Raw genomic sequence first — 20,855 nt, forward strand, 5'->3', positions numbered from 1 at the left:
CGCTTTCAGATGATCCGGGGGGGGCAGCACGTACCTCGGCCCGGTGTGTCTTGAATGATGTGCGCAGCCGTGGGCGCACACGGTTGTTACCTGCCGTTCAGTGCCTCGGTTCGACCGATGCCGTCGGGGCAGCCGACGTCTCCTTGGCCGCGTCGTCCACGGGTTGATGATGCGTCCCTGGCAGCCCGAGCTCTTCCAGTGGGGTGCGGTATGTCTCGCGGGCGGTGAGCGCGGCAATGGCGGCAATAATGAGCGCGCCTGCGACCATGCAGGCGACGGGCACCCAGTTAGTGGGGTCGTCGCGGGTGAGGACGGTGGCGATCGACGGGGCGAAGCCGGAAACCACCGAACCGATCTGGAGGCCAACCGCCATGGAGGTGTACCGGACCCGGGCAGCGAACATCTCTGCGTAAAACGCTGGGTAGATTGCCCCGCAGAAGGCCAGGAACAGGCCAACCATAAGCGCGTTGGTGACAAACATCAACGGAATGTTGCCGGCCGATACCGCGGAGAAAAACCCGAACGTCATGGCCGCCGTGCCGAGTGCACCAATCACGAACACCGGCCGGCGTCCGATCCTGTCGGCGAGAAGTCCCGCCGAGGGTCGGACAAGCAGGGCGACGATCTGGGTCACGACGGCGGACCACAGGACGGTGGTCCGGTCGATCCCCATCGAGATGGCGAACGCGATGCCGAAAACATTCATGATCGAGTCCGGGACAAAGTAGAGCGTCGCCAGGGCGACCCGGCCGATACCCTTCCAGCTGGTCCGGAGGGCGTCAACGAGCGGGACCTTTGCCGTCTCGCCCTTCTGCTTGACGTGCACGAACACCTCGGGCTCCTCAAGGGTGCGGCGCACAAAGAATGCGATGAGGAGGACGACGATGCTGGCCAGGAACGGCAGGCGCCAACCCCACGAGAAGAGAATTTCGTCAGGCATCGCTGCAACGGGGATGAAGACCAGGGTAGCGAGGAGCATCCCGGCGCCCACACCCTCGACGGTCCAGCTGCCCCAGAATGCCCGGCTCCGATCCGGTGAGTGCTCGATGGTAAGCGAACTGGCGCCTGCCACTTCTCCACCCGCAGAGAAGCCCTGCAGGAGCCGCATCCCGACCAGGAGCAACGGGGCAAGAGTTCCAATCTGGTCGTAACTGGGAAGGATTCCGATGACGAATGTGGCCAGCCCCATGATGAGCAGTGAGGCCAGCAAGGCGTTCTTGCGCCCGAACCTGTCACCAAAATGGCCGATCACCACGGCACCGAGCGGGCGGGCGAGGTAGGCGACTCCGAAGGTGGCGAAGGACATTAACGTGGCAGCTTCCGAGTCAGGGAAGAAAACGACCGGGAAGATAATGGCCGCCGCCGAGGCGAAGAGGACAAAGTCGTAGTACTCCAGTGCCCCGCCGAGGAACGCTGAGAGGGCCGCCCTTCTGGTCTGAGCGGTGGCGCCCGTTTTGATCATTGCTTGAGACTCCTCGGATACTGATGCCCATGGGACACTGCGTGCTCGTATGGTCTAAGGGATCGACGCCGCGGCCGGATCAGCCCGATCCTGGCGTGCGGCTCCGCATGACGCTGCGTCGCCAAGATCAGCGGATGATCAGCCTTCTTCTCGCCCGTGGGCCAGCTTCATTGGCACGATGCATGGCAGGTTCATTGTCATCCTGAACTGGCAACCGTTCGATCCCCATCGGCCGCTACCTAGAGAATGTCTGTGAGCAGATGCACAGTCGAGAGCGATTCCCGCTGACCGAGAAGGCTATAATTTGTTGGCCGGTCAGGGGCGGTTGCAGGGGGACAGGATCTGCTGTGCAGGCAGCGGCATTGGTTGTCCGGATATGCGGGCAACGAAGGCGGCGATGACCGTCCGCCCCAGCCTTGCGGAGTGCACGGGATACAACGGGTCGGAGGCCGAATGCCAGCGCGGGACGAGACGATGATCGAACGCATCATGCGCGTCCTCGAGGCCTTTGGCACCGGCGAGAGTGCCCTGACAGCATCGGAGATCGCCAGAAGGACCAAGCTTCCCACGGCCACCGCGTACCGCATTGTCGGCGACATGGTTGCCTCGAAGGTCCTGGAACGTGAACCGGACCGCCGGGTCCACATTGGTCTGCGCCTTTGGGAACTGGCCACCCGGGCGTCGAGTGCGCTGTCCCTGCGGGACATCGCACTCCCATACATGGAGGATCTCCATGCAGTAGTCAGACAGCACACCCAGCTCTCGGTGCTGGACCGGCACGACGTGCTCTACCTTGAGCGGCTCTCCTCCAAGCATGCCACTGCCGCCAACGCAACAACCGCCGGATCACGTCTGCCCGCGCTGCAATGCGCACCGGGCGTTGTCCTTGCGGCATATTCACCGCCGGCCGTGCGAGATGAGTTACTCACCTGGGGCAAGCTCACGGCGTTTAACAAGCAAACTGTCATGGACCGCGATGAGCTTAGAAAGATCATCGCCCAAGCCCGTCGGGCCGGCTATGCCGTGGTCCCGGGCTGGATCCATGACGATGTCACGGGAATCGCTGTCCCTATATTGGCAGCAGACGGCGGGGCCGTTGCCGCACTGTCCATCATCATCGAGCGCGGCGCTGATGAACTCACATACATACATGCGTTGCAGACCACCGCACGCGCCATCTCCCGTGCCATGCACGTCGATAACCTGGTGACAGACCCACGTCTGAACCTTCTGAAGCAACAGATCCGCAGGGCTACCGAGGGAGACTAACCCGAACGCGAGGACCTCTTGGCCCAGTCGCCGGCGGAGACCGGCCGGGACCAGGGGGAGAGGTTGAGCCCGTGTCCTCTGGTCAGCTCCAGCAGACCGGTCATCTCCCATTAGGTGGGCCAACTCCGGGCTGGCGCTAAAGCAAACAATTCTCGGTGAGTGGGAAGTGGCCTTGTAGGCCTGATCTTCCTCAGAGAAGGTTCAATAGTTCCAACGACGGCCCAAGGTCAGCGGCCCGGCACTCCTGTATGTCAACGGCGAGACCTCGACCTCCCCGACTCTCTCAGCGCGGTCTGTGAATTCTCTGCCAGAAAGGAGGCCCTCGAGCAGCTTGTGCACGAGACCGACTATCTGTTCCGCATACTCCTGCGACCCTAAGTCGCAGGAGGCCTGTATCCACTCGACGACGGCGGGTTCCACTGCGCCGGTTCGGCCAGCCGGACGATATCGCGAAGGCCGTCGAATTCCTTGCCGGGGGACATGTCTTCGTATTATCACCGGCCAGTGCCTGTCCGTCTGCGGTGGCAACGTCGTTACCGCAAACTAACCCGAGAAAGTCGTGAAATGAGCACCCTGTCCTTGATGAGTACCGCTGTCCCCATGATGTTCCACCCCACGTTAGTCGTCGACGACCTGCCCCAGGCGACCGAATGGTTCCAGCGGGTCTTTGGCCGGCGTGGGGTCCGTTGGGAGGAGAAGTACGACTTTTCCAAGCTCAAGGGGGATTACCCCAAGGAGTATTCGATCTTCATCCACCTCGGCGATGTCGTGGTGGACGTGCTTTCACCAAAGCTGCTTGCGTTGCCTGAAGGTAAGAAGGCCCCCTACCCCGAAGGCCAGGGACTATCGGATATTGCCTGGTATACAGAGGATGCGCGCGCTCTGGCGCGCTACCTCACCTCGCAAGGAATTCGTGTGCGCGATCAGAATGGGTCCCCTGTGGAGGACGGCGACCTGCCCGTCTCCAACTTGGCGGACGACTGCTACATTCTCTGGACCCTTCCGGAGGATACCGGCCTGACCTATGAATTCCTTGAGATGGGGGAGCAACACCGCGAGTTTTATTCACGGGTGGGTGACCCTCGGCTCAACCCCTCCTGGACGCTGCCGGTCCCAAGCGCCGACGACCCGCTCGGTGTGGTGCGCAGCCTGCATCACACGATCCTCACCCTTGACCTTGACAGGGCAGAGCGGCTGTACACCCAGATCCTGCCCGGGCGGGTTATCCACCGTGGCCTGGATACTCAGTGGGGCGCCGAGAGCGTCTCCATAGAATTTGCCGGATCGGTGCTTAAATTCACCCGCCCGCAATCGGACACACTGACAGATGTTTTTACAGGCGAGCCGACGGAGGCGGACAGCTACGTTGGCATGACCTATCAGGTGCTCGACCTCGAGCGGGTGGCACGGCATCTTACACAGCAGGCAGTCGGCTTTGAACGGGTGGATGAGGCGCTGTTTACCTTCCCCGCGGAGACCATGGGCGTGCGATGGACATTTGTCGAGCACGCTCGCCCGTGACGTCCCGAGACACAACGAAAGGATTTCCAATGGCAGTTTTCGCAGTGACCTACAGCTATGGGCCCGAAGCGGCCGCCACCCGCGCAGACTTGCTCGCCGAGCACCGTGCCTGGCTGGGCAATATCGATGCGGAGGACCGGTTGCTGGGTGCCGGGGTGTTCGCCGATAAATCTGGCGCCCTTCTGGTCTTCCGTGCCGATTCATCCGATGCCCTGCATCGCGACCTGAATGAAGATCCGTTTGCCCAGGCGGGTGCGGTAGCCGTTACTGATGTCAGGGAGTGGACCCCGAGTTGGGGAGTGCTGGCCCATGCGGCGGAAGGAGTCCGATCATGACGTCAGCTTGGACGGGCACTGGCGCAATGCCTGCACAGTTGCCTCACCCCTGGACCTAATAAGGCAGGAATTTCCGGAGACTGGGAAGTCAACGGGGAGGAACTCCCGGTCTTCAAGATCACCAAGGGAGCATCCGAAAGCACATAGCCGCTCAGGCTCCAAACCGACGGCAGACTCAGGCTGGGTCGCGCTGCTAAGTGCCCTTTAAAGCAGGTGCACTCGACCCAGCCGGATCAGCTGCTACCCCGCAACCCCTCGTCGGCGAGAGCTAATCGGCCTCCAATAAGGATGCATAAGAGGATATCCAAATATCCGGATGGGCCTCATGCGGCAGCTGGGAAACCGGCCCTCTTCCCTGCCGAAACTGGTCGTCAAAGTGGACCAGCGCCGGGCCGAAGCATTGGCCCTACGCTGGACAGGCGACCCGCACCTTCAAGTCCGGTTCAAGCATCAGAAGGCACTCGAGGAAGCACGCCGGAATGCTGCCCGAATCAACGCTGCACTGGCCGAACTGCAGGCACCTCCGGAGGTGCCGCGGGATGATCTCACTAACGGCGGTATCCAGCGGTTTGCTTTGTATCAACTGCAAGCTCCGGAGAGAACGGCGTCGCGCGATGAGATGAGCGACGAGTCGATGATGGGCCGCCATTTGTGAATGGCGGCCCATCATTGTCCGACCACTGGTGGTGCAGATCTAGGGGGAGCCGTCTTCAATCGGTGGCCTCACGCGATCGGTCGGCCCTCTGAGGCCTGGTCGGCGGCGGCGGATTCCGACGGTGTGTTTCTGGTCTTCCGAGGACGGGCAAATGCTCCGGATTCCAGCCCGAGCTTCTTGAGTTCCTCGGCACTCCATCCATCTTTGGTTGCCCGAACGTAGGCCTTTTTGTCGTCGCGTTCGGCCTCGGCAAGTTGTTCTTTGAGGTCGGCAACGCGCTGCCTGGCTTTAACCAGTGCGGTGACGGATTCAATGCGGGAATTGAGCAGTTTGCGTGCCTGCTCCTGGGTTTCTTCAATGCTGATATTCGCCATGCTTCGACCTTAAGCGCACCACGTCTGGTTGTCTCTAACCGACCCAGAGCTGTTCGTTTTCAATCCTGGAAAATCATGCAGCCGAGGCGGTGCCAGATCGGCGGTCCCCGCATCGTACTTCTGCTGTATGCCGCGCGGTGGGATCAGTGCCATGGTGATTGTCCTCCTGCTGTGTTTTTGGATGCCCGTTCCTTTCGGCGAATGTCGCTTTACTGGCCCGCGAAGTGAATTGGCAAGGGCGGAGGCGTCCGACCGTGGAATACCGGAGCGAAGCGAGGATATGCCGCGAAAGCGGGCGCCGGAGCCTTGCCAAGAGAAGGGCGGGCAGTACGCTGACCAGCCGAAACGGAACGGCGAAGCCGTGCCCGATCATGACAGCGCGAAGCGCCCCCGTTGTTGATCCCTCGAAGACCACCGGCCGCGCGGGGCGGCTTTTACCGAATCGGGGCCCCTGGCAGAGCAAGCTATACACTTACACGGGTGTAAGTGGCTTGCGGACTCGACTTTTGGTGTCGCGTCGGGAACACTGGGGGAGTGTTGTCCCCGGTTGTCGGGGTCGCTGCGCTGGGCAATTGAGAGGATGGAGGGAACGGGTGACTGAGGAGAACGCCGCTGGTTCCCGGTTCTCGCGCCGGCGCCGTGCGAATACGCCGGCGGGGTCGAAGAAGCGCCGCGATCTGTGGGTCACCGCCGAAGAGGAAGCCGCCCTGGTTGCCCGTGCAGTCCGGGAGCATGTGACGGTTCCCAATCTGCTGATTTCTGCTGCGCTTTCGGAAGCCTCTGAGACGCCGACGCAGCGGAAGGCTGCGGCTGCTGAACTGATGGCCCTGCATACGCTGCTGGCGAGGGTGTCGAACAATGTGAACCAGATTGCCCGGCATGCGAATGCGGGGGATGAGTTTCCGCAGGATGCCCGCGCGGTACTTGGCTATGTGCGTGAGGTCGCGATGCGCATTGACCGTGCGGTTGAGGGGCTGATGTAGGGATGATCCCCAACATCACCCGGGGTGCACGCATGACCGGTCTGATGGTCTACCTCGTGTCGACGGATGCGGACAGGACGAAGAACGCGCACAGTGATCCGCACCTTGTTGCCGGGGATGCTGCGATCATGGCCTGGTATGACGACGGGGTTCTGGACAGGGACGACGCGGTGGCCATTGCGAGGCATCTGGACCAGCCGCGCAGGGCTTTCGGCGTGGAGGTACGGATCAAGGACATGCGCTGGGACGCCGCCCGGAAGAAGCGCGTCTTCGTCGGCTACAAGGAGGCCAACGTCTGGCATTGCTCGCTGAGTCTGCGCCCCGAAGAGGGCGCCCTGACGGACCAGCAGTGGGGCGATATCGCCAACGACTTCGTGGACGCCATGGGTTTTACCGAGGCCAGCGGCAAGGCCCAGTGCCGCTGGGCGGCGGTCAACCACGGCACCAGCGAGAACGGTAACCACCACATCCACATCGCTGTGTCTCTGGTGAGGGAGGACGGCACCAAGGCCTCGACCCACGGTGACTACAAGCTGGCGCAGAAGACCTGCCGTGAGCTGGAGGTTAAGTACGGTCTGGAAGAGCTCTCCACGGTGCATGCGAGCCGCGGTTACGACCGTGCCGAGAAGGCCACCGCCGTTCGGGATGATCGGGAAATGCACCGTTCATCGCTGGCGCGGAAGGTGCGGGCCAGCGCCAGTGCCTCGGCGACCGAAGCGGAGTTCGTCCGCCGCGCCCGCGACACCGGCCTGCTGGTCCGGCCGCGGTACGCGAAGAACACCACAGACGTCATTGTCGGCTACTCCGTAGCTGAACGCCCCAAGCAGGGAGCGCGTCCGATTTGGTTCGGCGGCGGCACCCTCGCCTCCGACCTGAGACTCGGTGCTCTGCGTGAGGAATGGATGGACTCGCCGCAATTGGCTACGGAGGCTGCGGCGGAGTGGAACGCAGCGGCGCGCAACAGGCGCAAGGTGACCAGGACCGGCCCCGAGAATGCAGCGCAGCCGGCGGAAATGTGGGTGGAGTACACCCGCAACGCAACCGCACTGGTCGAGCAGCTGCGCGCACTGCCCAAGGATGACCACGCCACGTGGGCGAAAGCCGCCCGGGAGGTTTCCGGTGCCTTCGCGGCATGGGCGCACCGGCTCGAACCGACCCCCGGACCGCTGGCAGCCACCGCGGCCGAACTGTCCCGCACCGCCCAGCTGCGGGCCCCACGGCAATACAGCAAGCCGGTCGCCCTGCCGTCCATTGCCGGGACGGCCATGTTGTTCATGGCGGCATCAAGCAAGAGCAAGACGGCTGCCCAATCAGCCCTCATGCTGCAGCTGGTCAACACCGCGTTCGCCATCCACGAAATGCACCAACAGTCCGGACGAACCAGAGAAGCGCAGCGGATCCGTGCCGTCGTCACCGAACAGCTCAAACCGTTCGCAGCGACCATGCCCAAGCCGGTCACCGTCGGCGCACCGGAGCAGACAGTGACAGAGCAGGCACCCGTGCCGAAGTCCGTGGAGCTTGGTCTTCGCGGCATGGCTCCCATCCGCCCAGGATCGGCTGTGCCCACTAATCCGACGCCAGCGAGAACCCACCAGCACACCGGCCGCGAATCCGGACCTGTGCTCGACCGATAAAGAATCACACCAAGGGCGAAGGGGAACAGCATGAGTGAATCAGACGGAATCGATGACGTCGTGGACGGCGGAATGCGGCAGTCGCTGCTGATCGCCTCACGCATTGCCGAAACCCTGGCCCGGCGCCGGCAGGAATCCCAGCGGCAGCAGGAACACCAGGACGCGCAGGCAGGACACGAAGCCCAGGCACGCCTCGACGCACAACGCAGTGCCGTGCACGCGGCACTGGCACCGGTGGAGAAAGACCAGTGGTGGGACAAAGCCCAGCCCCATGACATCGCAACGGCACATGCGGCCGCGGAAGGCTGGAAAGACCACGACCCCACCGCACTGGCAGCCTCAGAAAGAATCCGTCAGGAAGTCCTGACCCGCTACGGCATCGACACACACGACGTCGGCGCGGACGCCGCCTACCTGGAATCAGGGATCCAAACCCTCATGGCGGAGAAAGCCCGGCAGGACGTGTTGGCACTGAGCCAGGAAGAGGCCCGCAAGGCGGCCGCCGAACACGAGAAGGCAATGCAGCTGCTCGCCGCGGCCCGCGCCGAGGAACTCCGCGCCCAGGCCCAGAAACTGGCCCCTGAAATGGAGCGCCACCAGGTGCCCGTGGAGTACCTGGCCAACCCCGAGCTGGCACAGGCCCTGCAGCGGGCCCACAACGCGAAAACCCCCAAAGCCGTTGCAGCTGCCGACGCTGAGATCAAGGAGCGCATGTTCCTCATCGGCAAGGACGGGATCAACGGTCCCGACATTGACCAGCTGCGCAAAGAAACCACCGCCAGCATCAACGGTGCCGGAGACTCCCACTTCAAGGATCCCGAGTTCGTGAAAGCCGCCAGGCAGATGCACGAAGCCAAGCTCCTGGCAGAGGGCGGGTTCACAGGCTCCCAATGGGCGTCAACGGAACAGCGGTACGAACGAGCCGAGAAGGAACTCTTCGCCCGCCTTGAAGGCGTCGGCCGCGAGATCGAGAACCGTGTCACCGGCAACGACAGCAGCCGGCTCACAGACCAGGGCCTCAAAGCAGAGACCACGCCGGCCGCCGACTACGGCTCAGCCGAGCGTCAGGAAGCCTTCGCCGCGTCCCTGGCAACCACCGGCGCCAGCGAAACCCAGGTCCGGGGACGCGCCGCTGCCGAACGCAGCGAGGGCACACACCCCAGCGCAGCCGTCACCATGGGTAAAGGCGCAGCCAAGGCCAGAAAGACCCGCACCGGGGCAGCAGCCTTGGGTGCGGAGCGGGCCAAAAGCGGTCCCGCCCGCTAGTCAACAACGAAAAGAAGGCCCCTTCTGTCTGACCAGGCATATTCTCGAGACCCGCGTTGTATTCAGGCTGTGCCGCCAGAAGACGAGCTGTTCCTGCCGAGATGGCAGAGGCCATGGCTGTTAAGGAGCTACCCGCCCAAAAACGCTCTGCCAGGGCCCTGTGATCACTGGGCTATTACACCCTCCCATGCCTCCACTACGAGCATCGCTACGTCCACTACAGCAGCTGGAAGTGCCGCTTCACCGGAATTCGACCCAAGCGCCCAGCTGGACTGTCAGGGGATTACCTGAACAGTTCTGTTTTGGGTTCGGGATATAATACCTTAAGGGCATCAATATCGCCTTCGTGATGCTAGGTTGACATAAGGCAGGTTATCGGCGTTAAAGCACGGGAGTAGAAGTAGCTGCGAGAACTCCCGGTCCAAGACTGTTTCCGCGCTTCTGCAGGTCAAACCAAGCCCAGAACGACCTTGATGATTCAGCACCGACATGGCATTCAGCCGTCTAAAAACGAGCCCTCGCTTTCACTAAGGATTCCGAGACCCGACCCCACTGATGAAGCAAGGAATCGCCCATATACCTACCTAAACCGTCTGGAAGAGTCTGCGGACTCAGGACCGCCTGAAGTTCTGAGCGCACAAAACTAGTCGAGGAAATAGGCGTGAACCTTCTCCTCGGAGTCCAAAATTTCGTCTGCAGGCACGCCGAATCCTCGTGCGAGCTCGACCGATCCAAAGAGCGCGACCTGCACGTCAGGCGAGAAGGCTCGTTCGAGCAATCCGAGATAGTCGGATATGCCCTCGTCCAACTTCTCTATAAGCTCCTGGTACTCGGCGGCGAGCTGCTCGTCGAGCTCGCGCTGCTCGCGGAGGTAACGCTCTATAAGCTCGGCCTCTCGCTTCGAGAGGGACGATGCCACCGTCTTGTACATTATGGTGCCGACCGTGTTGCCAATAACGGCGCCGAGGACTGGAACTGGGATGAGCGCCTGGCCGACAAAAGAGGACAGCGCGCTCACGGCCGCCTCCAGGGAGACGAGCTCCGAGTTCTCGATGAACTCTAGCTCGTCGATTTCGCCACGGCGGAGCTTGTTCGCCTGCTCTGCAATACCGAAGGCGGCGGTGACAGTCGAGCTGGCGACCGCTGCGGGCGTGGCGGTGAAATTCGTCAGCGCGTAGATACTAAAGCCTCGGACTCCGCCTTTGACGAAGCTGAAGCCGGTCTCGCCTGCGATATCGAGCCAGTCCTGCCGGCTGAATTCTCTAAGCGGCTTGCCTTTCCGACTCTTGGCGACCACGGCCAGCACAAAAGCGGTCCCGCCCTCGATCCCGGCGGCTGCAAGCGTGGCCGTCGCTCCTTCTTGCAGATTCGGCAGGCTCTCTTGGTAGGCGTTGTCACGCAGGGACTGGTCGGTGGAAAGGAGGGAGTTTTCCTCGGCCGCCATGGTCGACTCGTAGACGCCCCTCTGTACCTCGTGGTATTTGAGCGTCGATGGTTCGAGCGACTCAATTCCGATCGACCCCTCCTGAAAGAACGTGTGGATCCGTCGCCAGTCGCTGAAGGACGGTCCGCCGCCGCTGCGCGACAGGAGCTTTCCTGCTTCCTCGGGCGGCATAGAGTACAGCCCCGTGATCACCTCGAAGTGATCACCCGGGATCTGGTATTTCCCGCCGTTCTGCACGTAGTCGGGATACTTCTGGAGGTGCTCAGTGATTGCTCCTAGGGAGAAGCGGCCGCCTGCTGCGACGAACTTCTGCTGGATCTCCACGCCACTGCGAATCAGGTCCACGGGTCCGTTGTCGTTCACCCATTGGTAGATGGGCTCCTGGCCGAGGATCTGTCGCCGGGCATTGCTGATACCCACCTCGGCGATTTCCGCAATGAAGCCGTGCATGCCGTGCTGTCCGCCGCGATTGGCGGTGACCACCTCGAGGTCGATCTTCCTGATAGCTTCATTGATGCTGGTCAGTGCGTTCAGGAGGTTCTCGTCTTGCTGGCTGAACGAGCTCAGTAGATGGTCAATGCGAAGTTGATTGAGATAGTTCACCCAGGAAGCGACCGCCTGCTCCTGGTTGCTCCTGACGAACTTCCTCATGTCATTCATCAGATGCGCCCCGCTCGATGCGCCTACCTAGCAGGGCTGCGCACGACTTCGTGTTGTTCACGAGGGCTCCCAGCCTCTTCTGCTGGGAATCGGAGAGCGAAAGGAAGTCGGCGCCAAAGTACACCAGTGCTTCGCCGTAGCAGTTCACCAGCTCTAGGCGAAGCGTGGTTGTCTTCCGGAGGAGGTCGTCGATCTGAGCATCATCGCCTTTGACCGACGCGGTGTTTCGCTTCACCGCAGCAAGCGCGACCTGCTTTGCCGCCCGATTCTCGAACTTTTTCTTGGCGAACAGCGCGATTGACGCGAGGAGGGTGGCTCCTGCGACAGTCCATCCGATGGGGCCGGCCAGCGCCAGCAGAGCGCCGCCTGCAGCGGTGCCTCCACCTCCGGCAGCCAAGGCGCCGCCTCCAAGCCAGGCAAGAGCGGCGTTGCTTGCAGCGGCTCCGGAGAGAGCGGAGATCGCGGTACCAGTCGACGCAGTGCCGAAAGTAGTGGCGACCCACATGGCAGCCGTCGGCGCCACGCTCGCGACTGCAGCTCCCGCGGCAAACCCGGCGCCGGCGCCGGCAGCAGACTGCTGCGCAGCTTCGAGATCCTTCCGGGCGAACTCCTCCGCATCCAGGAACTCGGCTTTGTGGACGCCGATCTCACCGAAGGAGGTCTCGAACGACTTCGGGGTGTTGGCGATACTATTCACCAGCAGCTCGACGAGCTCGATCAGGTCCGCCGACCGTTCGCGCTGGCGCAGGAGAGAAAGCCCCTTGTCGCTCATCGCGGTGAAGGCGGCGTTGTACTCCGCTATGGCCTCCTCGTAGGGGTCCGGCGCCTTCACGGCCATTTTCTCGACCGTGTCTCTGGCGGCTTCCTTGACGCTTCCAACCTGCTCGATGACCTGCGTCGACGCACTTCGCAAGGCCTTGCCGATGCCCTCTTTTGCATTGCTCACGTCGATCTGTTCAGCCATGGTTATCCCCCAACTCGATTGCGGCTCGCTGCCGAGAAAAGATTATCGACTGCGGGTGACAACGTGGACGTTCTCGGCTTGCCAGATGACCCGGGCTCACTTGTAATGTGCTGTCGACCGCCGTAACCAGCGAGCGTCAGGTCGTGTCGACGGAACGCCTTATGCATGTCATGAATTGCATGAACCAGCCGGATCATCTGCGCCAAAATGGCGGCCTGGGCGATTGGTGAGGCCGAGGTTGCAGCGAGCATGAACGCGGCCGTGCGGGCCATGCGCAGCGCGCAGGCGGGCCGCCGTACGGCCGGACAAAACGTCTCCCGCACCGGCCGCAGAAACAGCCAGCGGTCCCGCCTGAACTCAAAGGTCGCCAAGTTTCGGCAGCTAGACCTCAGAGAAGGATATGTCGCGGGTTATCGATCATCCGCCGTGTTTGGGATCAGGCTGATCGCGCGGATGGGAGAGCCGGTGCCGCCGTGAAGTCGGAGCGGGAGCGCCATGAAGTAGCTGATCTGGGGGACCTCGGCGAGATTGCACAGGTTTTCCATAACGAGCACTCCTGCGGGGAGCAGCTCGTAGTGTGCACGGAGGTCGGGTCCGGACTTGTCTGCCGGGTCGATGCTGATGCAGTCAATGCCGACCGCTTTCACGCCCTTGTCACGCAGGTATCGCGCTGCTTCGCCGGTGAGTCCCGGCCAGCCGCGGAGGTAGTCGAACCCTTCGGGAACGAGCGACCAGCGGTGCTCCCATTTCGTGTCCAACAGGACGATGTCATCACGTTCGATGGCAACGTTCTGGGCTTCCCACTCGATGAGCTCGTCGCGGCCGATGTTGTAGCTGACGGGATCATAAGGGCCGAAGCTGAGTTTGACCGCGCGGCCCATCAATCCGGTCAGCGGGATCTCGTGAGTGTGGACACGCCGTTTGTCGCTGGGGTCTGGCACAAAATGTGCCGGTACGTCGACGTGCGTGCCGGAATGGTCGCCCATGACGAGCTGGTTAAATTCAGCCGGATCCGTCATCGAGGGGAACGGCAGCAGGAAAAACTTCGGGTGGGCGGGGATGGTCGGGATTCCCTGAATCAGCTCGCGGCTGAGGTCAACGACCCGGTAGGCGCTCAGGACCTCCCGCAGCGCTTCAGCCGACCTCTGATGCAGGTCCCCTTCGTTGTGCCGTGTCATGAAAATAACAGTGCGTCCCGTACAGGCCGGGAATCAAGGTGTCGGCTTCGACGACTAGACGGCGGACTGCCGGGCAGTTGCCGTGTCCCAGGCTGGACCGCGTGAACGGGCGAAATCCGGTCAGAGTAGAGTGCCCTCTCCAATTTCTGACACTCTCCGGCTACATAGTCTTAGATTTCACTCTAACGAGACGAAATCCCGCCGTCGGCCATCTCCTCTAGCCGCTTCGGCTACAGCACTGATGCCCATTGTCGGTGACGGCCGATACTCAACGTGATATTTCATCCGAACTTAGACACCAAAATCCGCAAACCTTGACCGGTTGTCTTACGCAGGCTGGGTCCGTACGTCTGGGAACCAGCCTTCTGGCGCTGTCTTTGGTTTGAGGTGTTCGGGGTCGCGGTGTTCTTTCATGTCGCAGTTGTAGAACGGCCCTTGGGGGTCCAGGAGGACTCTCATGTGGTGGTCTGCGTGGTCGCGCCACCAGACGCTCATGCCGGTGGCGGGGTCGAGGCGTAGGTGCTCCCAGGAGCGCCACATGGCAGCGACACGTGAGACCGCTTCGGGGTGGAAGTACCACTCGATGCACCACTTTGCTGATTTTCCGGTGACGTTGCGGACATACGTGGGCAGCAGTTGCTCATGGAGGAATTCTTCGGCCGAGCCGTAGACGAGCTCCGGTGCCTTTTCGGTCTTTTCGTCCTCGTTCTTGCTGGGACTGGGTACGGGAGTGTCCGTGTCGAATAATCCGAAATCATCGGCCATGAGTGACTGCTTCCTTATCCCGTGACCCAGGGGTCAGCGGTCGGCGCGGCCGGGACCGGGACTGGCTCTGCTTCCGGCTGCGGGCTGTACTTCTTGATGGAGGCCTCCACGGCTTCCTTGTGCGGGCCGGTGTACCAGGGCAGGGTGCGGACCAGCGTGGCCGGTGCGCCGGAGGCGAGGACCACGGCGCGGCCGCGGTCCAGTTCGGCGAGGTTGGAGACGTCGAAGATGCGTTCTTTGGCTTCCTGGCGGGAGCGGCTGCGCCCGGATTTGCCGGAGGAGATGGAGACGTTGGTGTAGCTGTAGTCCCCGATCAGGTCCGAGAGGGCGCGGAGGAACCCTTCTTCGGCCACACCGCCGCCGTAGACCTTGATGTTGGCGGCCGACCAGATTTTGCGCATGTTCGCCTCGCCCCACAGTTCGACGTCCTGGGACCAGGACTGCAGGATGCCCATGACGATCAGGCCCTTGGAGCCGTAGTGGCTGAACTGGTCCGGCAGGGACGCCCAGCGGACCACGTTGGCCAGCTCATCGAGGGCGAACAGTGCAGGCTTGGGCAGGCGGCCGCCGTTGCGCTCGGCGCGTTCTTCCATGGCCTCGGCGATGGCCACAGTCAGTGCCGTGGTGAGCGGGGCGGCAGAGCCGGCGCCTTCCTTGGAGAGGATGTAGATCGTCTCCTGTGAGGCGGCGAAGTCCTGCGGGCTGAACTGGCGGCGCGCGTCCGTGGCCACGGTCGTCCCGGTATTGGGTGCGACCCAGCGCAGGGTGTTCCGGCTCTTGAGGCACTGGATCATCTTCTCCGCTGTGCCGAAGATACCGTCGCGCTGCTTATCGGCCAGTTCCAGCGTGGACTCCAGGCCCTTGTACTGCAGCTCGTAGTCATGCTGTTTCAAGATGTTGATCGGTGCCCGGTTAACCTGCTCCGTGACCCACAGGTAGACCTGCGTGATGGGCAGCTCGCCGAGGGCGGCCGCGAGGAAGTATGAGGAGAGAATGTCCTCGGCTTTGGGATCGAAGTAGGCATCCGGCTTGGATCCTGGCACCCGTGAGCCGGCGGCGAAATGCTGCGTGAGCTTGTAGGCCTTCTCTTCGTCGGTGACGTAGGAGAGCGGGTTCCACCACCAGTCCGGTTCCTCCTGGGCGATCTTCTGCGGATCGAATACCCACACCGGGGCCGTGAGCTCGCGGACGCCACGGGTACCGTCCACGACGTCGCGCTTGTTCGAGGTCGAAACGACGGCACCAGGTGCGTCCAGGATCGCGGGCATGACCCGGGAGGTGGACTTACCCGTTCGTGGTCCCCAGATATCGAGGCTGAGGTCTTCCCAGGACTGGATGAACTTCTGGCCGGTGGAGACCACTTTGCCCACGACGATCCCGGGAGTGTCCTTCACACCCAGCCGCTCGGCCGTGGCCTTCGCTCCCTTCTCGGAGAACGCGGCCAGCGACTTCCCACGGCCCAGGTAGCGGGCGGCCTTATCCACGCGGGCGCGCTTGCTCGCGCCCTTCTTCCAGGCCACCAGCACGACGATGGTCAGCACCAGGATCAGGCCCGCCATGAGGCACGCTACGACGGTGGATTGGGTTGGCCAGGGCACACGCCCCTTGGCCAGCCCGGCCACCAGATCAATCGGGTGCGCGGGAGGAGCGGCGATGCCGGCCATCCACGACCCGAGGTGCGCGGCGATCCAGGTGCCGCCGCCGAAGATGACGGCGGCGCCGATGGCCAGCCAGATCCCCAGCGCATCATCCAGCCCGGTGCCCCTGCGGTTCGGTGCGCTCACAGCCCACCGCCCGGGTTCAGGCCGGCAGCAGCGGGCTCCGGCGCCGAATCGGCGTGCCAGCGCTTGTTCGTGTCGTTCAACGAGGCTTCGACGGAGGTCAGGCCGATTTCGACGGGGATGCCGGGGCGGCCGCCGACCTTGATCAGGAACCTGCCCCGGCCCGGGGGGGTCAGTCTCGCCGCCGCGGGAGTCCCAGGCGGGCGGGTCCTGCCAGGAGATGAGTTTGTGCTGTTCCTGCCGCGAGAGCGGGATGGCTGCGGTCAGCAGCGGCATTTCCGCAGCCGGCAGGCCGGCGCAGATGACCATGCCGGAGCGTTCGACGAAGCCCCGGGCTTTCATCCGGTCCTCTTCGGCGGGCAGGGCCAGCAGGTCGGACATGGTGTGGGAGATCATGACCTGCCCGACGCCCGCGGACCGGTTGAGCCGGGTGAGGGCGTCGACGCGGTCGACCATGCCCTTGCCCGAGCGCAGCGCCCGCCAGAGCTCATCGAGGACGACGAAGTAGTGCCGGCGCGGTTTCAGCCCGGCATCGGCCAGGGCGTGGGAGACGTTGACCGTGCCGAAGCCGTAGGACCAGCAGGCCAGCAGCACCGCTGCCTGCAGGTCCGTTTCGGTCTCGTCGATGCCGGAGACGTCGAAGACGACGGCCCGGTCCCGCTTCATCGGGTTGGTGGTCTGCCGGGAGAATATCTCGCCGAGCTTGCCGCCGCCGGTCAGGCCCAGCAGGGTGGCCTCCAGGGCCCGGGTTTCCTTCAGGTAGACGTTCTTGTCGCCGCGGTCCAGGGCGACCTGGCGCAGCTCATCCGGTGCGGCAATGATCACGTCGAGCAGGTCGGACAGGACGGGGATGCCGTCGAAGGTGTCATCGAGGACGCGCAGGGCACGGTCCAGGATGGTCTGCTCCTGGTCGGTCGGGGGGTGAGTTGCGGCTGATGGTGATGAGGGAGACGACCATGTTCAGGCGCCTGCCGTGGGCGTCGGCCCGGACCCGCACGGCCGCCTCATGGTGTCCCTGTGACTCGAGGAGGCCGGCGGCCTCGACGGCCTGGCCGGGGTCAAGGATGTTCAGGTAGCCCCGTCCCCGGCCGAGCCGGATGACCTGCCCGCCCAGGGCTTCAACGGCCTCGAGGTGTTCGCCTTTCAGATCGCCCAGGACCAGGGGGTGCACGCCCTGGCCGGACAGGCCCAGCATCATCCGGCGTACCAGGGTGGATTTGCCCAGTCCGGGTTTGCCGAGGATGAACGCGGACGGGTTGGAAATCAGGTGCGCGCGCCTAAACCAGCTGATCGGATCGCAGCAGACCGTGGCCTGCGTTTCCTCATGCCGGCCCAGCGGCACGCCGATCATGGGTGCGGACGTGCCGGAGGAAAACGGCCACAGCCCGCAGACCTGCACCGTGGTGCCCCGGTACTCCCGCACCGCGGGGACCAAAGACGCTGCGCCGCCGCCGCGGCCGCCCCACCCCCGCGGACCCGGCGCACGCCAGCGCCCCGGTCGTGCAGCAACGCGGCTTTCCTGGGTTTCTGCCTCCACTGCCTCAGGGCGCGGGTTTCGCTTTTTCCGTTGAAAGAGCTTGTGCATTAGAGGGCCTCCCTGATTTCGCTGGGCAGCAGGACGTGTTTGGGCAGCACCAGTCCCAGCGGCAACGAGGCTGCGAAAGCGGTGTCCTGGGAACCGTAGGCGCGGCGCAGCAGCACCCGGGCGGTCCCGGAGGTCTGCTCGACGGCGGCAACCGCGTCGGGGAGCCTGGCCACGTCGTTGACGGTGGCGGTGACGACCAGGCCGAAGTTCACCAGCCCGGCCCCCTGGGCTTCCTCGGCCGCTGTCTGGGCGGCGGAGCGGGCGTCGACCAGGGCGCGGGCACTGGGGCGGTTTCCGGAGCTGATGCGGACGTTGGCGTTGTTCTGGTCCCGTTCGACCACTGCGGCGGCCCGGGCCGAATCCATCGGGCGGTAGAGCAGGGAGACGCGCTTGCGGTCGATGTCCCCGTGGGGGGCGAGCAGGCGGGAGAGGACCGAGGAGTTCACCGAACCGCGCGGTGCCCCGGTCATGGTCCAGGAGACGGAGAAGGCGCTCTCGTGCCGGTAGGTGTCCCAGTGGGCCTGGGTGGCGGTGGGGCCGACCTCGCCCCAGGTCAGGGCCACCGGGGTTCCGGCGGCGTGGGCTTCATCGATGATCAAAGCGGCGGGCGGGTCGTAGGCGATGCGCACGATTTCGCAGAGTTCCTGGGCGGACATGGGCCGGGCGATGCCGGCGCCGGTGGACTGCAGCCGGGCACCGAGTCCCGGGATGCGTGAGGCCAGGTCGCGGGCGGTCTCCTCCGGCTCCCGCCTGCGCGAGCCTGGCCGCAGGGAGGCCGTGAAGGTCAGGGACACCCAGGCCCTCACGGTGGCCGAGCCGTCCGGGTAGGTGCGCACGACCTCGCGGAGGATGGCCTTGGCCGCTTCGGGGGCGTTCTGGTCGATGGTCGTCTCGACTTCGTTGCGCAGCCGGTAGCCCGAATCCGGGGCGGTCTCCACGGTCACGGCGGCCGCTTCCAGTCCGGCTTCATCGCCCAGCCCTGCCAGCCAGCCGCCCCAGTTCGCGACCCAGGCGTCGACCTGTTCCGGATCGACCAGGGAGGCTCCGTCGGGTTCGGTGGAGAAGATCACGGTGAAGTGGCCGGTGGTGGGGACGTGGAGCAGGGCGAAGGGGCGGTTGTAGGAGTCCTTGAACTCATACAGCCTCGACCGCGCCGCCAGGCCGGGCAGCTGGTACATCCCCCACCCGGTCACCCCGAGCGGGCCGGAGCGGTAGAGGTTGGTGCCCGCCGAGCGGGAGAGCCGGAAGTTCAGCCGGGTGGCGGACCGGTCCACCACGGATTGGCCGTGCCTGTCCCTGACCGACAGCAGCGCAACCAGCAGCCCGGCCACCGCCAGGACGCCCAGACCGGCGAAGAGCCCCCAGATCGCGAAGCTGATGATGCCGGCCAGCAGCCCGGCCATCACGATGCCGGTGCCGATCGCACCCAGGTCCCCCAGACCGGCGGACCTGGGGACCCGCCAGTTGCCGTAGGACGGTTCCTTGTACTCGGTGTTAATTGCTGCCACTGGGTCCCTCCCCCGTTGAGTCCTGCGCGGTTCTCTGTGCGGCGTGGGCGGCCCTTGCCGCCAGCTTCACTCCGGTACCCGCTGCCAGACCTCCTGACTCACCGCTGACCACCTCGGGCAGGCCACATCGGAGCTGTGAGGATGCCGTAGGGATCCGGCTGCCCAAGTATGGCGGGGCTTCTGCAGCGGTAATTGGCCGGGTTATGGCTAGGTAGGAAGTCACGCTGGTCCAGCCGCCAGAATGACTGCCATCTGCCAAGCTGAACCGTTAGGTGGTGTCCCGTTAGGCGATGCCCACCGCAACACCTGCTGGTCGCTGCTGCCCGCGACTGCGAAGGCTGACCGGAACCGGGCCCACCGGCCGAAGGCCCGGGGCCACCTTTCTGGTGGCCCCGGGCCTTTTTGCGTTGCCGCGGTTGCCCGGACCGGCGGCGGGACCCCGTTCCAGGACTGCGCGCAGTACAGCCTGCCCGGCTGCGCAACTGCAGGCCCGCGGGAAGCCTGCGCCCATAGCGGCAGCATGCTGCCGCTATGGTCCCCGGCAGGCCTCCGAGCAGCCACAGGAGGCGAAATCGGCATGATATTGCCGGAATAGGATGGACTGCGGCAGAATGAGGGGTCGGCAACACGGAATCGGCAAGACCAGTGCCAAGGAGGCTATGCCAGCCTTAAGTGCGTGCAGGGGATGGGCGGACAGGTCTCCACTGGCCCGCCGGCAAGGCTCCCCGGCCGTAAGGACCTGGTGCGTTACCGGGTGATCCGCTTTGTGAAACTAGCCGGGAAAGAGTTCGGAAAAGTATCTGGCACGCTCCACGGCGTCGACTCCAAGAACCCAGCAAAACCAGATGGCTACGGCGGCAAGCAACAGGACTACCGACGCGGCTATGATCCGGAGCGGGTTCCGCGGCCGCACGAAGATGGACACCACAGCCGCCAACGCGGAGACCGCAGGAATAGCCAGGGATACTGCTATGATCCACTGCCGCCTGGGGATGTCCTCCAGGTCGTACGAGCCCGGGTAGTCATTCGGATCAAAGTCGAAGCCGGAACTGAACGCCATGAAGGTCGAGACAAGGGCCAGGCACAAGAATCCGAAGCCGAGCCCAGCCATATCCCGCCACCCCAGCGTTTTCGCATGACCCCTATCCAACCACGGCGCGCATCGGCCCGGGCCTGGCGATACTGATTGTCGCTTGCATATTGTCAAGTCGGGTATGCCCTTTTACACACCCTCGGAGCCGTCGGAAGTATGCCGTCAGAGCAGGTCCTCATCAGGCTTTTCACACGTTCGTGAGGGCAGGTCTTAGTCGCGGTTGGACAGGCGGTCAGGGGAACAACGATGACTGGGCCCGGCATCTCCACGTGGAGATGCCGGGCCCAGTTCCGGGTCCCTTGTCTTTCCGGGCGTCCCTTGCCCGCTCCGAACAAAGAGGACCCCCCCACCAAATCCCCCCCGAAAGCGTCCAACCAG

The 20,855-nt window shown here is 63.8% G+C and carries 16 protein-coding genes and 1 pseudogene; 7 read left to right on the forward strand and 10 right to left on the reverse strand.

The window, feature by feature from the left end:
- Positions 1 to 97: 97 nt before the first annotated feature.
- Positions 98 to 1,462, reverse strand: coding sequence for an MFS transporter (locus AC5RWU_RS17360; RefSeq protein WP_494032091.1), 1,365 nt, complete (start codon positions 1,460 to 1,462; stop codon positions 98 to 100).
- Between the two features lie 453 nt (positions 1,463 to 1,915).
- On the opposite strand from AC5RWU_RS17360, the gene AC5RWU_RS17365 reads away from it, so the two are divergent.
- The 4 genes from AC5RWU_RS17365 (at position 1,916) to AC5RWU_RS17380 (ending at position 5,242) form a co-directional block, all read left to right on the forward strand.
- A complete protein-coding gene (locus tag AC5RWU_RS17365) occupies positions 1,916 to 2,731 on the forward strand; it encodes an IclR family transcriptional regulator (RefSeq protein ID WP_494032090.1) in 816 nt (271 codons plus the stop codon).
- Between the two features lie 564 nt (positions 2,732 to 3,295).
- Entirely contained in the window at positions 3,296 to 4,252 is a 957-nt protein-coding gene (locus tag AC5RWU_RS17370; RefSeq protein WP_494032089.1) for a VOC family protein, read from the forward strand.
- Between the two features lie 29 nt (positions 4,253 to 4,281).
- Entirely contained in the window at positions 4,282 to 4,587 is a 306-nt protein-coding gene (locus AC5RWU_RS17375; RefSeq protein WP_494032088.1) for a YciI family protein, read from the forward strand.
- A 325-nt stretch (positions 4,588 to 4,912) separates the two neighbouring features.
- On the forward strand, positions 4,913 to 5,242 hold the full coding sequence (locus tag AC5RWU_RS17380; RefSeq protein WP_494032087.1) for a hypothetical protein: 330 nt from the start codon (positions 4,913 to 4,915) through the stop codon (positions 5,240 to 5,242).
- A 68-nt stretch (positions 5,243 to 5,310) separates the two neighbouring features.
- On the opposite strand, the gene AC5RWU_RS17385 is transcribed toward AC5RWU_RS17380, so the two are convergent.
- Positions 5,311 to 5,616 (reverse strand): hypothetical protein, encoded by a 306-nt coding sequence (locus AC5RWU_RS17385; RefSeq protein ID WP_494032086.1) that lies wholly within the window; start codon positions 5,614 to 5,616, stop codon positions 5,311 to 5,313.
- Positions 5,617 to 6,209: 593 nt separating this feature from the next.
- Between AC5RWU_RS17385 and AC5RWU_RS17390 the strand changes: the two genes are divergently transcribed.
- From AC5RWU_RS17390 to AC5RWU_RS17400, 3 genes are read left to right on the forward strand one after another with little or no spacing between them, the layout of a single operon-like run.
- Entirely contained in the window at positions 6,210 to 6,599 is a 390-nt protein-coding gene (locus tag AC5RWU_RS17390) for a MobC family plasmid mobilization relaxosome protein (protein WP_494032085.1), read from the forward strand.
- A gap of 2 nt (positions 6,600 to 6,601) precedes the next feature.
- A complete protein-coding gene (locus tag AC5RWU_RS17395) occupies positions 6,602 to 8,233 on the forward strand; it encodes a relaxase/mobilization nuclease domain-containing protein (RefSeq protein WP_494032084.1) in 1,632 nt (543 codons plus the stop codon).
- A gap of 30 nt (positions 8,234 to 8,263) precedes the next feature.
- Complete coding sequence (locus tag AC5RWU_RS17400) at positions 8,264 to 9,499, forward strand: hypothetical protein (protein WP_494032083.1); 1,236 nt, start codon at positions 8,264 to 8,266, stop codon at positions 9,497 to 9,499.
- A 643-nt stretch (positions 9,500 to 10,142) separates the two neighbouring features.
- Here the strand turns inward: AC5RWU_RS17400 and AC5RWU_RS17405 are convergent.
- The 8 genes and pseudogenes from AC5RWU_RS17405 to AC5RWU_RS17440 all read right to left on the reverse strand — a co-directional run bounded on the left by AC5RWU_RS17405 (position 10,143) and on the right by AC5RWU_RS17440 (position 20,495).
- On the reverse strand, positions 10,143 to 11,594 hold the full coding sequence (locus AC5RWU_RS17405) for a hypothetical protein (protein ID WP_494032082.1): 1,452 nt from the start codon (positions 11,592 to 11,594) through the stop codon (positions 10,143 to 10,145).
- A 1-nt stretch (position 11,595) separates the two neighbouring features.
- Positions 11,596 to 12,567, reverse strand: a complete 972-nt coding sequence (locus tag AC5RWU_RS17410) for a hypothetical protein (RefSeq protein WP_494032081.1) — start codon at positions 12,565 to 12,567, stop codon at positions 11,596 to 11,598.
- 410 nt (positions 12,568 to 12,977) lie between these two features.
- Positions 12,978 to 13,745 carry a cyclase family protein gene (locus AC5RWU_RS17415; RefSeq protein WP_494032080.1) on the reverse strand — a complete coding sequence of 256 codons (768 nt, stop codon included), beginning with the start codon at positions 13,743 to 13,745 and terminating at the stop codon, positions 12,978 to 12,980.
- Positions 13,746 to 14,072: 327 nt separating this feature from the next.
- Positions 14,073 to 14,510: a DUF4913 domain-containing protein gene (locus AC5RWU_RS17420; protein ID WP_494032079.1), complete on the reverse strand. Its 438-nt coding sequence runs from the start codon at positions 14,508 to 14,510 to the stop codon at positions 14,073 to 14,075.
- 14 nt (positions 14,511 to 14,524) lie between these two features.
- Positions 14,525 to 16,294: a type IV secretory system conjugative DNA transfer family protein gene (locus AC5RWU_RS17425; protein WP_494032078.1), complete on the reverse strand. Its 1,770-nt coding sequence runs from the start codon at positions 16,292 to 16,294 to the stop codon at positions 14,525 to 14,527.
- Positions 16,291 to 17,876 (reverse strand): annotated as a pseudogene (locus AC5RWU_RS17430) (putative type IV secretion/conjugal transfer ATPase). The gene AC5RWU_RS17425 and the pseudogene AC5RWU_RS17430 overlap by 4 nt, the downstream one beginning before the upstream one ends.
- A complete protein-coding gene (locus AC5RWU_RS17435) occupies positions 17,876 to 19,384 on the reverse strand; it encodes an SCO6880 family protein (protein WP_494032077.1) in 1,509 nt (502 codons plus the stop codon). The pseudogene AC5RWU_RS17430 and the gene AC5RWU_RS17435 overlap by 1 nt, the downstream one beginning before the upstream one ends.
- A 772-nt stretch (positions 19,385 to 20,156) precedes the next feature.
- Entirely contained in the window at positions 20,157 to 20,495 is a 339-nt protein-coding gene (locus AC5RWU_RS17440; protein WP_494032076.1) for a hypothetical protein, read from the reverse strand.
- Positions 20,496 to 20,855: the final 360 nt, after the last annotated feature.

The sequence above is a fragment of the Arthrobacter sp. B0427-1-12 genome (genome assembly GCF_059092905.1).

Bases quoted from the DNA above. Each gene is read 5' to 3' on its own strand.
- AC5RWU_RS17360 (WP_494032091.1), bottom strand. From the start codon at position 1,462: ATGATCAAAACGGGCGCCACCGCTCAGACCAGAAGGGCGGCCCTCTCA.
- AC5RWU_RS17365 (WP_494032090.1), top strand. From the start codon at position 1,916: ATGCCAGCGCGGGACGAGACGATGATCGAACGCATCATGCGCGTCCTC.
- AC5RWU_RS17370 (WP_494032089.1), top strand. From the start codon at position 3,296: ATGAGCACCCTGTCCTTGATGAGTACCGCTGTCCCCATGATGTTCCAC.
- AC5RWU_RS17375 (WP_494032088.1), top strand. From the start codon at position 4,282: ATGGCAGTTTTCGCAGTGACCTACAGCTATGGGCCCGAAGCGGCCGCC.
- AC5RWU_RS17380 (WP_494032087.1), top strand. From the start codon at position 4,913: ATGCGGCAGCTGGGAAACCGGCCCTCTTCCCTGCCGAAACTGGTCGTC.
- AC5RWU_RS17385 (WP_494032086.1), bottom strand. From the start codon at position 5,616: ATGGCGAATATCAGCATTGAAGAAACCCAGGAGCAGGCACGCAAACTG.
- AC5RWU_RS17395 (WP_494032084.1), top strand. From the start codon at position 6,602: ATGATCCCCAACATCACCCGGGGTGCACGCATGACCGGTCTGATGGTC.
- AC5RWU_RS17400 (WP_494032083.1), top strand. From the start codon at position 8,264: ATGAGTGAATCAGACGGAATCGATGACGTCGTGGACGGCGGAATGCGG.
- AC5RWU_RS17405 (WP_494032082.1), bottom strand. From the start codon at position 11,594: ATGAGGAAGTTCGTCAGGAGCAACCAGGAGCAGGCGGTCGCTTCCTGG.
- AC5RWU_RS17410 (WP_494032081.1), bottom strand. From the start codon at position 12,567: ATGGCTGAACAGATCGACGTGAGCAATGCAAAAGAGGGCATCGGCAAG.
- AC5RWU_RS17415 (WP_494032080.1), bottom strand. From the start codon at position 13,745: ATGACACGGCACAACGAAGGGGACCTGCATCAGAGGTCGGCTGAAGCG.
- AC5RWU_RS17420 (WP_494032079.1), bottom strand. From the start codon at position 14,510: ATGGCCGATGATTTCGGATTATTCGACACGGACACTCCCGTACCCAGT.
- AC5RWU_RS17440 (WP_494032076.1), bottom strand. From the start codon at position 20,495: ATGGCTGGGCTCGGCTTCGGATTCTTGTGCCTGGCCCTTGTCTCGACC.